A 14845-nucleotide genomic window follows, 5' to 3' on the forward strand; every position below is an offset into this window, starting at 1 on the left:
TGGACGCGAACACGTCACGTCGAAGAATTCCGATCACAACACGGGTCCGATGACAGATCGGCTTGACTTAGACATTCTACGGAAAGGTCAGTGAACTCGCACCAGTTCCTGCGGGTGATTCCGGTTCTTCGGATTCGATTGAAACGTCCGTTTACAGCACCAAGTCAACACTGAGCACACAACATTCCCGAATTCAGGGGGTTTTCGGCAAATAATGGGAAACAGAGGATTGCCATGTCGCACTGGTGAGGCGACAATAACGGAACGCTTTCAGCAAATATGGTTTGTGGGCATGTAACTGCGGACCTTAAGGAGCACCCGCCGAGTTGTTGTATGTCAGTCCCAGAGTAAAGGATTCCAATGGATACTTCGACGGTGACAGCCGCAGACATTATGACGACTCGTCTGTACACCACGACAACCGGCGCTCGTGTTCCGGACGCAATTGAGCTGCTGATTACTCACAGTGTCTCCGGCCTTCCCGTTGTCGACACATCCGGCCAGTTTGCCGGACGATTTTCGGAAGGAACAGCCATCGAAGCACTGGAACTGGCAGAGTTGGAAGCCACTGCAAACTGTTCACCCCTGCGTACAGTAAAAGCTTCGGACCTGCTCCATCAGAATCTGGTACTCCGATCGACCATCGACACTTTTTCAGCTGCAACCCTGCTGCTCGAAAATCGTGTGTCCGGGGCTCCGGTGATCGACGACCAGGGTAATCTGCTGGGTGTCTTCTCTGAAAAGTCCGCGACTCGTGTATTTGTGGGACTGTGCTGGGAACAGTTGCCATCGGCTCGCGTCACTGCCTGGCTGGATCGAGACGAACGTCGTCAAATCACTGAAGACACGAGACTCGATGAGATCATCGATCGGTTCCGCCATTCTGAGTTTCGAAGGCTGATGGTGGTTCGCAACGGACAGTTGCTGGGACAGGTGAACCGCCGGGATGCCCTCAGCGCCGCTAACGCACGGATCGACGCCGGTCTTTCCGGTGCTCAGTCTGAACTTTCCAATGCAAATCAGGTCATGAAAGTCGGTGCGTGGATGGAACGTGAAATCCCGACGATCAGTTCCAATGCCGATGTGCTCACCGTCGCTCAGATGTTTATCCATTCGTCAGCACGACAACTTCCGGTGGTGGACAATATGAGACTGGCGGGGCAGATCAGCCGCAGTGATTTACTGCGGGCCGTGGAACGATTCTTTCCAAAAATCCAAGACTCAGCAAACGTTGGACAATCGCTTTATCTGAGCTCCGTCCACAGTCGGGATGAAGTGAGTGCGCTGAACTGATTCGGCAGGCACCTTTCCCTTACGCTTAAGAAATTCAAAACGGCTTACGACTGTCATCCCGTTCCTCTTAACGGGAACTCAGACAACCTGGTAGAAACCGACCGGTTGCGAGAATGCTCCACGAAGGAATTTAGGTTCCTTCACTTTGCCTGCGACCACCTGCCGGCTCGACAGGAGTTCACACGGAACTGACACCGGTATCCCTTCGGGCGGAAACGAATGTCAGACTGCTCAGTCGTCGTAATCGATTTGGATTTCGTAACCATGACGCCCGAAATCCTCATCGATTTCCACTTCACCACGATACGGCCAATATCCACGCGAAAACAAGCTGTGACGAATCGGATGATAGTATGCGGGAGCCGGACGGTAATACACCGGAGCTGGAATTACATATGCCGGATGATCTACGATCACCGGGGCCACATAGACCGGAGCCGGATACACGTACGCATAAGCTTACGCCGGGTGAGAATAATAGTAATGTTTGTGACCAGCTGATGCGGTGCTGCTGAAAACAACAACCATTAGGAGGGCTGCAAATATTCGCGCGATCACGGCGGACCTCCTCAGGATCAGAGAACAACGAAGACAAGCCCGCCTTGACTGCGTGAACGGCGTTTCCTGTTCACCCCTCCCAATCAGACCTGCGCCATAAACGATGTCCAAGTCACGCTGATGCCACCGCCGGTCGACTCAATGTTTGGGTGGTTCCACACAAGGTGAGTTGACAACACAGATTCACCACTACCACCTGTATTTCAGTGGTTCCTGCCGCTCAAAACAAGTACCGGCAGAAACAACAGATCCCAACGCACGTGGAAACACCAGGGGAGACCCATGCCTCCTATTTTGCCCTTTTTCCATTAAAGATTTCCGTGAAATTCATGTCGGAGTGGTGGTTATTCCGACCTTAACGGTTGTCTGGCTCACTTAGCGCGTTCTCCTCGAGCAAACCTTGTGCTTTAGGCAGACAGGTAATGATGGGTGGTTCAGGTAGACGAAGACTTGTTTACAAGACTTTCCCCGATTCTATCCGAATACCAAATGATGAGGTATCAGGTGATGAGAAGGCTCATGGTTGGAGCCGCTGCTGCAGTTACCGTACTGCTAAACAGTGGTCTACTAATGGCCGGGCTGTGCGGAGCAGGTAGTTTTGCGAACTGCCCCGCCCAGGCCTGCAATGAAAGCGGAGATTTTACCGCCGCGAAATCTAACTGCTGTCCTCAGTATCGCACAGTCACTGAAGTTGTCATGGAACAACAGCAGTACACGTGCATGAAGACAGTCTACGACCAGTGCACCGAGACGATACCGGTTCAATGTGTCCGAAATGTGTATGAAACCTGTTACCGGGATGAGTGCTACACCGTCTGCAAACCTGTGTACGAGACGAAGTACCGCTGTGTTCAGCAGAAAATCTGCAAGCCGGTAATGGAAACGTGTTATCGCACCGTAACCTGCAACGTCCGTAAGCCCTGCTACAAGACGTGTTACCGGGACGTTTGCTACAAGGTCTGCAAACCCTGCTACAAGACGTGCTACCGCACAGTGTGCTACAAAGTCCGCCGTCCCTGCTATAAGACCTGCTATCGTGATGAGTGCTACACAACATGGCGCACAGAAACTCAAACCTGTTACCGTGATGTGTGCTATACGGTATGTAAGCCTGTGACAGAAACGCGTTGTGTCGATGTCTGCAGTGGTGAATGGAAAACAATCACGCGACACATTCCTGGTCCCGTCGTTACCAAGTGCGTCCCCGATCCTGATTCGTGCTGTCCGACCGAAACTCAGGTTCAGTGTCCAGGCCGCACGATTTGTTGTCGCGTCTGGTGCCCAAAAATAGTCAAAAAGCAGATTCAATGCACTCGGATGGTTCCGGAAGTCTGCCATAAAAAAGTTCCGTATACCGTCTGCCGTCGCATTCCTCAAACCTGCACACGACGTGTTCCATATACCACCTGTTCGTTCACCACAGAAACATGTTCAAAGCAGGTTCCGTATACGGTCTGCAGTATGGTGACTGAAACACGCACCAAACGGGTTCCCTATACAACCTGCACCTGGACAAACCACTGTATTAAAAAACAGGTTCCCTACACCAGATGCCGGATGGAGACACATTGTGTCACCAAAAAGATTCCTTACACCTGCTGCCGAATGGTCAAACAGACCTGCACTCGCAAGGTCCCCTACACCACCTGTCGTCAGGTTTGTGAAACCCGCATGACAACTCGCACCAAATGTGTTCCTCGACAGGTCCCGATCACGATGACACGCTGTGTCCCTCGACTGGTCTGCCGCAAGGTTCCCGTCTGCAGCGATCCATGTGTGCCAACCTGTGAAGGCTGTAAGTAAAGTCAGAGCCGTCAGCCGAAAAACCGGCAACTGAATTTTAAAGAAGCCCACAACACGTGGGCTTCTTTCTTTTGATTTGGTCCCGTCACAAACGCGGAAGGAATTCCCGACACTCCATATCCGTGATAAATTCGAAATGACCTGTCTGAGACCAATGTAAACGTCCGTGGTCAGAGCTCCCACACACAGGCCGTTCGGTCGAATGCCCCCGACGCCAGACGACCGGCGTCTGCCGACCAGGCAAGACTGTAGATTGTGTTTCGGTGGCCCTGAAATGCATGCAGCATTTTCCCGGAACCTGTCTCGCGAACCAGCACCGTTGCGTCGGTACCGCCGGACGCCAGTTGCCGGCCGTCCGGAGAAAAGGCTACCGTTTTCACAGGACGCCGGTGTTCCTCAAACGTACGTTCGACTTTACCGGATACGAAGTTCCACAGTCGAATCACAGAAGTGTCATCACTGGCGACAATGGTGGTGCCGTCCGGTGAAAAATCCAGGCTTTTGATTCGATTTGGATGGGGACCAATTTGACGGACCTGCTGTTTTGACTGAACGTCCCAGATACGAATCAGAAAATCACGACCGCCGGATGCCACAAACCGACCGTCGGGAGAAAACGCTGCACAGCTGACAAAATCTGTGTGTCCCGACAGAGTGGCCAGCTGGCGACCGGCTGAGATGTCCCACAGAATCAGATTTTTGTCGTGCGAACCGGAAACAGCTGTGGCATTCACCGGTGATGGGGCCATACACGTCAAATACTGAGAATGCCCCGTCATTGTGGACCGAAGTTTTCCCGAGACAGGGTCCCAGATCCGCATCGTCTTATCCAGACTCGCTGACAGCAGTGTCGAATCCCCCTGCCGGAACACGAGTGCGCACACTGCATCGCGGTGTCCACTCAAATGCAGTTTCTCCCGACCGGAAGGAAGTTCCCAGATCCTGATTGATTCACCAAGGCTGCCAGTCGCCAGCAAACTGCCGTCTGAAGAGAAAGCGACGCAATAAACGGCGTTGTCGTGCCGCAGAGTAAGAGCCGGTTCAATAGCCACGAACTGTCACTGTCCCTTTACCGCAATATAAATTGAGATCCTGCATAGACACGGCACGTCGATGAACCACTCGCGGAATCCACCGGGCCACCTGAATCACGTTCAAGCCATCAGAGAGACGTCAAACCAGTTCCGGCAATGCCCGATACAGCGAATGATCGACCAGATACTGTGGCCGTCCCGTCAGGTCCTGGATCGTATCGTGATCGGTGTTAATTCCGAGGTTGTGATACAGGGTCGCGAAGATTTCCTGAAAGTGTACAGGTCGATCTGTCGCATGTTCTGCTCGCGCGTTGGTCGCACCAATCACCTGACCGGTTCGGATTCCGCCACCTGCCAGCAACGCGCAGCCAACCTGCGGCCAGTGATCGCGGCCTCCCCCAGGGTTGATCTTTGGTGTGCGGCCAAATTCGCCCCAGACAACAACCGAAGTGTCACGGTCAAGACTACGTTCCTTAAGGTCGTCCAGAAGCGCGGAGAGAGCCCGATCCAAGGCCGGAATGTGATCCCGCGCATTGTCAAAGTTCGTGCCATGCGGCTGACCATGCCAGTCCCAGCGACCGAACGACAGTGTCACAACCCGAGCCCCCGCTTCCACCAGACGGCGTGCCACCAGGAAGTCCTCATTTCGCAGCCAGCCTGCATCGCCGTAACCGGCCGGTTCTTTTGATCCGTAACCATAACGCTCACGCACAACAGGGTCTTCTTTTTCAACATCCAGGGCTTCCACCAGTCTGCCGGATGTGAGGATTTCGAAAGCTTGTTTGTAAAAAGACCCCATGCCGTCAATCAGGTCATTCGTGTGCAGCTGTCTGCGCAACGACTCCATGTTTCGCAGAAGCGACCGACGATCACGCAGGGTCTTGTGAGTGATTCCCTGCAAAACCATGTGACTGCTGCCCGGAGCATTGGCAGCAAATGGCGCATGACGCATGCCTGCGAAACCAGGTTGTCCCGGCTGTGACCATCCGGAATTCCCCATCTTAGGCTGCAAACTCACAGCGGCCGGCACTTCATGATTGACCAGGCCCTGCAGCTTTGAAACGGCGGAACCGAAACACGGCCATCCTCCTGGTGGCTGGTTCAGTGTTGGATGACCGTGCAGGCACTGATAGGCAGAATGGCGACCTTCTGAGCCAACCAGTGACCGAATTACTGCCAGCTGATCCATGCGTTGAGCCAGTAACGGCATATATTCGCAAAAGTCAACTCCGGCCACATTAGTACGAATCGGAGAAAATTCTCCGCGATATTCAACGGGAGCCTCCGGCTTCAGGTCAACCATGTCCTGATGCGGTGGTCCCCCTGTCAGAAAAACCATGATGACAGATTTGTGTGACGAGCCCGCACCGGCTGCTGATTCAGCCTCGAGCAACTGAGGCAGACTGATCCCCCCCATTCCCAACGCACCAATCTGCAGAACCGACCGTCTGGCGACGCCGTCGCATAACTTCAGGTCAGACCCCTGGATCGTCAACATGACGGTTCCTTAACCAACAATTGTACCGTTGATAGTCAATCAGCCATTTGCGTCCGGACAAAGCACTGCAAACTCAGACCAGTCGGTAACATTCATCCTGGACCACTTTAGAAATACAGTCGGCTCTGATTGTCTAAAGAATACAGTGTCAACTCAAGCCCTGTAGCGATTTCCGCGTTTCCTGGTGCATATCTGAGGAGATCAGCAACCAACGACCCTTAAATAAGTGACAATCTGCGATCAATAGTGTGGTTTTAGCCGGACCGGGCACCCATGCGGCCATCTGTGTTTTGTTTATTTGTTTACATTTGGATGCAGCAATGAAACTTGGTCCGCTGTTTCTGGTGCTGGCCTGTAGTTGCGGGTCCCCGCCGCTCGCCAACAACCCGCCCCGCAACCTGACAATCTGCTGCTTCGGTGACAGCCTTGTCAGGGGCGTCGGCGCCTCCGACCACAATGTCACCAGCTATCCGGCCCAACTTGGCGAAATACTCAACACCGAAGTCACCAACCAGGGCCTATCCGGCGACACCAGCAAAGACGGTGTCGATAAACTCAGCCACTTCAACAACCAGCAGTTCGGCATTGTGATCGTTACTCTGGGTGGCAATGACATTCTCCGCCGTGTCAACTGGCAGGACACAAAGCAGAACCTCACCAGGATCTTTAGTGAATTAACCGGCACCGGTCATTTTGTCGTTTTCACCGGAATCGATGTTCCGCTCACCCCCTCCCGCAGCAAACGCTGCGGGCAACTCTGCGAGGCCCACGGTGTGCTCTACGTGTCCAACATCCTTGACGGTATCACGAACAATCCCAAGCTGCTCTCTGACAAGATCCACCCCAACGACGACGGCTATCGTCTGATGGCCGAACGTGTCGCCAACGCCCTCCGCACAGCCGGGATCTTCGCAAAGTTGTGAGTCGTGAGTGAGGTCGCACCCGCTTTTATGATTTTATCATTGCCTTCATTTGACAACCGTTCCAGCTGTATGTCTGCAAACTGACCTGTCGCCTCGTTGCCTCCAACGGATGCCCAACACGGTAATCCGACCGCGCTGTACTCATGTCACCGGCAGCCACGGCGTCACTGAACCGGCTTGCGGTGTACAGATCACGTTACCATCTGAAAACACAACGATCCGTCTACCGAATTCTGAAACCATCAACAGAAGACTTCACAGAAGCTATAATCATCGCGGTGATCCGGACGACTGGTCACTGAAATCCGCTTCCTGTTTCATTGCGGACATTCTGACGTCACGGCAGTCGCAGTACTGCGAGCCGGGCAGACCTGTCTGCGGAAGGGAATCTCATCACGAGACATCCTGCCAACTGTGCGTATCTGCTGACCGCAGTGCAGCCAGATTGACACGCAGCGTCTGTAACGCGTCCTCCAGGCTGCACAGTGGTGCGTACTTCCGTTCCAGCACGTCCAGCATAACTTCGGCGTTCCTGATGTACATGGCGTCACGGCCTTCACGTCTGTGGACTGATTCATGCCACTGCCCGTCGGGTTCGTTCATGAATCGCCAGCGATCTTCGGATGCCTGGAACTGCACGGTTCCGTTTTCACAAACGACGGTGAGCTGCCCATGGTTTGGATGCTGATACATATTCAGAGCATAACTGGCCATCACCGTATCGTGCCGTGCCAAAATGTGCACCGTGTCTTCCACCGTCACACCCTCCAGTTTCTGGTGGCCGGCATCGACTGAAATTCGAGTCATGGGGCCCACCAGCCATTCCGCCAGATTCAGCATGTGCGTGATCGAATCCTGGATACCCCCTCCGCCTGTCCGATGGTCCGAAAAATAAGTATCGCGATATGCCGGACGGTAATAAGCGAAATTCTGCCCTGAAGTCATGTAGAGCTGAAGCGGTTTGCCGAACCGGCCGGAATCGAGCGCTGCCTTCATCTCCCTCACCAGTGGACTGGACCGCAAATTATAGCTGACGGCGGCGATCAGATTCTTCTGTGTAATCAGTTGCCGGAGTTGCTCGATTCCGTCCAGTGAAGTCGACAGTGGTTTTTCGATGATCACATTGCAGCCAGACTGACACGCCTGTAAAGCGATTGGAATATGAGTATGTGCGGGAGATGCAACGAGCACGACGTCCCAGGACTCTGTCAAGGCTTCCTGCACATCACTAAACTGAGACTGTACCTGGTAACGATCTGCAACGGCGTTTCTCAGATCAGCATCAATTTCACAGATACCAGGTTCCGCTCGCCCGGTCTCCAGATAACAACGCAGATGACGTTCACCGATGGAACCGGTACCGACGATCAGCATCCGGTGTTTGCTGTTCTTCACTTCGTTGGGCATGTTCGCAAAATTCAGATTCAGGACGGCTGCCGGACCGGCAGCCGTCAAGTTTACAGGTCGCTCCGACCACCACAGCCGCTGTTCGGTCAGGTCTCATCGCCGGAATTCAAAATGATTCCGGGCACACTACATACTCAATACTCAGCCAAAGATGTCGTCATTGATCTCCACACCCAGACCAGGACGCCGCTCTAAAGAAACTTCACCGCCTGACGGGACCGGTTCCCCGTGAAAAATGGGCTGCACGTCGACTTCCGGCAACTCATCCCAGCACGGCAGCGGAAAGTACTCAATCATCGGGATCGCCGGAAACGCCATCGCCAAATGCAGATGCGTAATGCCGTAAGCATGCGGGATCAGTGTGATTCCGGCGGCAACCGCCTGAGCCGCGATCCGACGCCCTTCCGTAAAACCGCCACAGCGACGCAGGTCCGGCTGTATGATGTCCATGGCCTGGCGATCGATAATGTCCTGAAAACCGTAGCGAGTGTACTCGTGCTCACCACCTGAAATCGGCGTACTCGTTTCCTGGCGAAGTTTGGCGTAACTGTTCAGATCATCAGGCACAAAAGGCTCTTCAATCCAGGCCAGATTGTACTTCTCCAACCGACGGCACATCTTCTTGGCATACAGAAAGTCCCAGCCCATGTAAGCATCCGCCATGATTTCAATATCATCACCCACAGCAGCACGCACATTGGCAACGTGTTCTTCATTCGCTTTCATTCCTTCGACACCATTGCCCGGTCCAAATGGAAAACGCATCTTCATGGCACGATAGCCCTCTTTCACATACGCCTGGGCTTCCTCCCGAACTTTCTCATGACCAACCGGATGGAGAGCAGACGCGTAGACCGGAACCGACGGATGCACAGGTCCGCCCAGCAATTCATAGACCGGCCTGCCTGAAGCCTTACCCAGAAGATCCCACAGAGCAATATCAATAGCGCTGATGGCCTGCAGAGCAGCCCCCTTGCGACCGTACGGCAATGTGCCTCGGTAAAGTCGGTCCCAGATCCCTTCGACTTCGCAGGGATCCTGTCCGATCAGCAGTCGCTGCAGATGATTTTCGACCACCAGACCGACTGCACGGCATCCGTCTTCACACCAGCCGACACCGCAAATTCCATCGCTGGTTTCGATCTCAACAACCGCCATTCCGGAATCCCAAAACCATGAGCCGCGGGCTTCCTGGAATTCGGGATAGATATCAAGCGGTGTGACCAGCGGCAGTGTCTTTTCCCGCTCTGCCAAATGGCCCCATATCGATCGGTCGGCGTGACGAACTCTGACAGACTGAATCTTCATACTCATACCAAAGGCTGCAGGTGCCTGATGACGGGAACCCAACGGTTCACAAAACGCTCCGGATTGACGGTCACCCGTAGGACAACGTTCAGTGGAATGGGTCCTAACTATATCCGTGATCCCGACCGATATACCAGGCAGCGTGTTTTGACAGAACAACTGCAGTCACAAATCAACATCACCAGCTTCCATGCAGTCGACTGAGACTCCCGCCAACCTGCTAAAAAAGGACACGAGATCGATTGAGTGCCTTGTTTCCTCAGTCAGAGCCGTCGTAACCGGCCCTGCCCACGAAACACTGACGGCCACTCAATGAACTCCTCACGAAATTCGATTTTCCGTCATTTCTCCGCGGCCGCCGAGCCCTGCAGGTGAGCCGCCACTTCATCAACCGGCATCACGTCGCCCAGATCAATGTCGATATCCAGTAAATTGACCCGGTGCATGATCTCACATCGTTCGCCAACCGCTTCACGAGGAACGATCACACGAAAGCTGTCGACAGCATCCCGACACGTGGCATACACGCAGTGACTGGTGCTCAATCCGGTCACAATCAGTGTGTCGACTCCCAGTGAAGTCAGCATCTCGTGCAGATTCGTTCCTTTAAAACACGAAGCATATCGTTTCAGAATCAGTTTCTCGGATGGTCGTCGCTGCAGTCGTTCATCCAGTTCAAGCAGAGCCGTGTCCTCCGGTTTCAGGTCCATGAAAAGCTTTTTATTCTGAGGACTGGGTGGATCGGCCGGATCTAAAGCGAGTGAAGTAAAAAAAATCGGGATGCCGGCGTCTCTGGCTTCCGCCAGAACTCTGCAGGTGGCCTCAACAACTGAGTCGGCCTGTGTCCCCATCTGATGCTGTGAGCGGGTCCAGTACACGGCCAGGTCAATCACAATCAACGCCGGCCGTGAACCAAATCCAACACGGTGCCCCCAGTCCTGCTGCAAATATCGCTGCCGGAGATCATCAAGATGCCGGATCAGCGGACCACGCAGTTCATCGGGCAGTGACAGTTCAGATGATCCGAAATTAAGGCCGTTGTTTTCCGACATAATAAATGAATTCTCGCTATTCATCAGGTTTTCGTTGTCCCGCAGAGCAGATGTTCGATCCACAGGAGTCGTTGGTACAACAAGCCAAAGAGTATCATCGAAACCCGAATATTGACAGAAAGTAAGAAGGTGTGAATGACGGGCCTGGATTCATCAAGCACATTTGAGTCGGCTGGCAGCGACAACAAAGCAGATGCCATACACCGACCAATGTTTCCGAATGTCGGTTTGCTGTTTTCCGACCGACTTCAACGGAATGATCTCCTGTGACATCGGCAAGGGGATCTGACCGCGTCCGGATATCTGCATCCGCATGCCAACAACCCGACGCTTCCCCCCTGGAAAAGAAAATGACGGCCTGCCAAGGTTGGTGCCGGTCACATCCCTGCGGGACCAGCATGAGACGTTCTTGTTTCCGGCCTCACGTTGCAGGTCCACGGCCTGACAGATATCTGTGGCTACGCCGTTAAACCCTTCCTGCATCAGAAGCCTCCGCGTGGTCATTCACACAGCTATACCTGCTCAAATCGATATGAGAACACATCCCCGTCGCGCACAACAAACCTCAACCGCACCGACTGACCGGCCAGTGCACCAACGTCAGCGTTCATGTCTTTCCAAGCTGCCACCATATTCAAGGAATCCCCATACAGTTCATGGGACTCGGCAAGACTATACCCCGGTACAGGACTCCCGTCCGGATTCTGAATCTCCACCTTTACACTGCCCGCTGCGGACGTAGAAACATTCAGCGACAGCCGATTTCCTTCATATCGAACGGGTGTGGTGACCAGCTCCCCGCCGGCAAGTGGTGCATGCATCGACACAAAGCCGTCGATTCGCAGCACGTACCGTCGGAACTGTCCTGGATGGTGCTGATGTGAGTTCTCGCTGACATAGACCGACAGTTCCGGGGGAGCGTCTTCGATGTGAGACTTTGTTTCAACCAGACCATGGTTCTGGTAGGTATCCCCGTAGAACCAGCTTTGGGTTTTCCGCAGGCCCGGACGGATGAACGACTCCGGCCACACATAAAACTCTTTAGCGTCGCGGCTGGCCATGAACATACCATCGGTCACCGCAGTTCCCTCGCGCTGATGCTTCGCACCCCGGAGTTTTCGATAGTCATATTGCGGCAGTTGTGTGGCCGCCCACGTCCAGCCTCGATCGATGTAACGCGTTGGGAATCCGAGGTAAACGTGCGGTGCTCGATAGTACGGGATGACCTGATTGGTGTAGAGCTGACTGACGCGGCCGGGAAGCCTGTTATCCGGGTCCCCGTCCTTCACGGGTGAAGCATCGGCGGACTCACTGCGATGACGGTGCACGCGGTAGCTGAGAAACTCCGGATCTGTCCAGTGCACGAAGTCGTCGGACGTGCCGGTGCGAATGTCACGACCGTCCCGGAAGTCGCGGTGGAATTCGCGATAAACGCCAGCTTCTGAGTCCCAGAACGCAAGGTTCAGGGAATCGAATGCACCTTTCGCAATGACGGGTTTCTGCTGAACCGGCTTAAATGCCACACCGTCCGCAGAAACGAAGGCCTGCAGCCCTTTTTTGTAATCTCCGGCAAGCGCTTTGAATTTTTCCTCTGCGGGACATTCAGGACGTTCATCCAGAAACGGAGCGAAATTATGACTCCCGACGCCCTTCCAGATAATGTTGTTGTTCTTCGAGCCCTCGAATTCAAACAGTCCCAGATTCGGCCGTGTCCAGTGAATACCGTCCGTACTTTCCGCGTAGCAGGCGGTTTCAGGATGAGGATTCACATAGCCGTCCTCGGTGTAAATGACGTCACTGCCACGGTAATACATCCGGTAGATGTCACCGTCTCGAAAGACTTTCATATAGGCGCAGGTTGCCCCTTCCCAGGAACGGTCGGTGACCAGTGAAACTTCTCGCGGTTCCGGCTGATGCAGTGCGAGCTGCCCCCCACCGGTGATTCGTGCTATGAGAGAATCTTCAACAAATAATTCGCGTCGCGAGGCTATGTTCGTCGACTGTTCACGATCAGCAGCAAACACCAAACCACCCCCCGCAGCCGCCATTCCGATGGCACCGGTCGTCTTCATCCATTCACGTCGTGAGAACCGCATCATGTCATTCCTGTATTCGATTCAGTCGCCGCTGCCCGCACTGATACGGCCGCCGGAGTCAGATCTTCGTGTGGCCGGCCCAGAAAACAAGCGGTACCGGCACCGTAAGTTTAATCAAAAAATTCCGTTCATCGTATGATCAGAGCGGCCTCGCTGCCCTCCTTTTGATCCGTCTGCCATTCCCACAGTGCAGGAACGTCGCAGCAATCCCGTCATCCGTCCACAGTCCCGTGTTCCCGTTCGGTAAACAATACAGATAACGCCGACAGTAACATCAACCCATTCACGCAAAACGAATCGACTCCGGTCACCGTTTTCCAATGCCACACGCAGGATTGTCATCACTGTTGAAATGAATTTCTGCCACAGCCGGTTTCGATCGACCGTTCACAAATCGTGCTGATGACGGCACTACTCAGACTGAGGATCGTTGTGATCATCCTGCACAGAACCGGGGAGTTCGGTCATGGTCCATAAAGAAGGGAACAACCTGCTCCACAGTATCGTGATGACCAGAGTCGTCGTCCCCCCCACAACCGCGGCGGGAACGATCCCCCACCATGCCGCAGTGACCCCGGACTCGAATTCTCCAAGTTCGTTGGAAGCGCCAATGAATACGGAGCTCACAGCGCTGACACGCCCGCGGATGGCGTCCGGCGTCTCCAGCTGGATCAGCATATGTCGAATATAAACGCTTACCATGTCACCGGCGCCCATCGTAATCAGAGCCAGCATAGACAACGGAAACGACTTCGACAGACCAAACACCACAATGGAGACACCGAATACCGCAACACCCGCAAACAGCCACCGACCGACATTCCGTACGATGGGACAAAAAACCAGCAGAACGGCCGTCACGCCCGCACCAATCGCCGGAGCCGTCCGCAGCAGTCCCAGTCCTTCGGGGCCGGTTGCCAGAGTGTCACGCGCAAATGCCGGAAGCAGGGCCACGGCCCCGCCAAACAGCACTGCAAACAGGTCCAGTGAAATGGCTCCCAGAATCACGGGCCGTGCACGTACAAACCGCAACCCCGCCAGCAATGCCTGTCGTTTTGCCGGTTCAGTCGACGGTACGACCGCAGGCACACGAACCCGCTGCATCAGCAGTACAGAGGTACAAAGTATGATGCTCACCAGCGAGTAAACAACCTCCGGACCAAACACATAAAGCAGTCCGCCCAGTGCCGGACCGGCAATCGTAGCCACGTGACTCAAAGATGAGTTCAGGGCCACAGCACCTGGAAAAGCAATCCTCGGAACCAGATTGGGCGTGATGGCCTGGGAAGCCGGCATGGCGAAGGCTCGTGCGGAACCAAACAACACAAGTACGGCAAATACGGGCCATACGGCAGTCAACTCCAAAAGCGACCGGGCAAGCAGCAGCAAAGCGCACAGCGTCTCAACACCGAAGCAACGCGACAGGATCAGTTTTCTGTTGACCCGGTCCGCAATCTGACCGGCCGGTAACACAAGCACCACAAAAGGCAGGAACTGAGCAAGTCCGATGAAACCCAGATCCAGCGGGTTACCGGTGGCTTCATAGATCTGCCAGCCGATCGCCACACTCTGCATCTGCACAGCTAACGTGGTCAGGAAGCGAGCTGTCGCATAGTGGCGGAAATTGGTATAGGCAAACGCCGACGCCGAGGTCCCTTCTGCATCACTCACAATGGTCTCCGCGGCACCGTGGGAATCACCGTGGGAATCACCGTGGGAATCACCGTGGGAATCACTGGAAAACAGGATCCAACCGGACCGCGACCAATGCTCCAAATCAACAGCAACGGATCACATCGGGAAAAACTTCGGAATCTGGAAACAAAAATCGACCGCACTCTCAAACCTTTCACAGGAATCCTGCGACAACGGA

11 protein-coding genes are annotated in these 14845 nt (G+C 54.2%); 3 read left to right on the plus strand and 8 right to left on the minus strand.

Features of this window, described 5'->3' with window-relative positions; genetic code table 11:
- The first annotated feature begins 360 nt into the window (after positions 1-360).
- Complete coding sequence (locus MK110_06995) at positions 361-1293, plus strand: CBS domain-containing protein (GenBank protein MCH2211032.1); 933 nt, start codon at positions 361-363, stop codon at positions 1291-1293.
- 1278 nt (positions 1294-2571) lie between these two features.
- Positions 2572-3654, plus strand: coding sequence for a hypothetical protein (locus tag MK110_07000; GenBank protein MCH2211033.1), 1083 nt, complete (start codon positions 2572-2574; stop codon positions 3652-3654).
- Between the two features lie 170 nt (positions 3655-3824).
- Here the strand turns inward: MK110_07000 and MK110_07005 are convergent, their stop codons facing one another.
- Entirely contained in the window at positions 3825-4706 is an 882-nt protein-coding gene (locus tag MK110_07005; GenBank protein ID MCH2211034.1) for a WD40 repeat domain-containing protein, read from the minus strand.
- 121 nt (positions 4707-4827) lie between these two features.
- A complete protein-coding gene (locus tag MK110_07010; protein ID MCH2211035.1) occupies positions 4828-6186 on the minus strand; it encodes a DUF1501 domain-containing protein in 1359 nt (452 codons plus the stop codon).
- A gap of 248 nt (positions 6187-6434) precedes the next feature.
- On the opposite strand from MK110_07010, the gene MK110_07015 reads away from it, so the two are divergent.
- On the plus strand, positions 6435-7109 hold the full coding sequence (locus MK110_07015; protein MCH2211036.1) for a GDSL-type esterase/lipase family protein: 675 nt from the start codon (positions 6435-6437) through the stop codon (positions 7107-7109).
- Positions 7110-7502: 393 nt separating this feature from the next.
- Here the strand turns inward: MK110_07015 and MK110_07020 are convergent, their stop codons facing one another.
- From MK110_07020 to MK110_07045, 6 genes are all read right to left on the minus strand, one after another.
- Positions 7503-8516 carry a Gfo/Idh/MocA family oxidoreductase gene (locus tag MK110_07020; protein ID MCH2211037.1) on the minus strand — a complete coding sequence of 338 codons (1014 nt, stop codon included), beginning with the start codon at positions 8514-8516 and terminating at the stop codon, positions 7503-7505.
- 141 nt (positions 8517-8657) lie between these two features.
- On the minus strand, positions 8658-9824 hold the full coding sequence (locus MK110_07025; GenBank protein ID MCH2211038.1) for a hypothetical protein: 1167 nt from the start codon (positions 9822-9824) through the stop codon (positions 8658-8660).
- Between the two features lie 341 nt (positions 9825-10165).
- Positions 10166-10939, minus strand: coding sequence for an isochorismatase family protein (locus MK110_07030; protein MCH2211039.1), 774 nt, complete (start codon positions 10937-10939; stop codon positions 10166-10168).
- 90 nt (positions 10940-11029) lie between these two features.
- The gene (locus MK110_07035; protein MCH2211040.1) at positions 11030-11359 is read right to left on the minus strand and encodes a hypothetical protein; all 330 of its coding nucleotides are present in this window, start codon (positions 11357-11359) and stop codon (positions 11030-11032) included.
- 29 nt (positions 11360-11388) lie between these two features.
- Positions 11389-12972: a hypothetical protein gene (locus MK110_07040; GenBank protein MCH2211041.1), complete on the minus strand. Its 1584-nt coding sequence runs from the start codon at positions 12970-12972 to the stop codon at positions 11389-11391.
- Positions 12973-13383: 411 nt separating this feature from the next.
- Positions 13384-14643: an MFS transporter gene (locus tag MK110_07045; protein MCH2211042.1), complete on the minus strand. Its 1260-nt coding sequence runs from the start codon at positions 14641-14643 to the stop codon at positions 13384-13386.
- Between the last annotated feature and the right edge of the window lie 202 nt (positions 14644-14845).

Source organism: Fuerstiella sp. (assembly GCA_022447225.1).
Classification (GTDB): domain Bacteria; phylum Planctomycetota; class Planctomycetia; order Planctomycetales; family Planctomycetaceae; genus S139-18.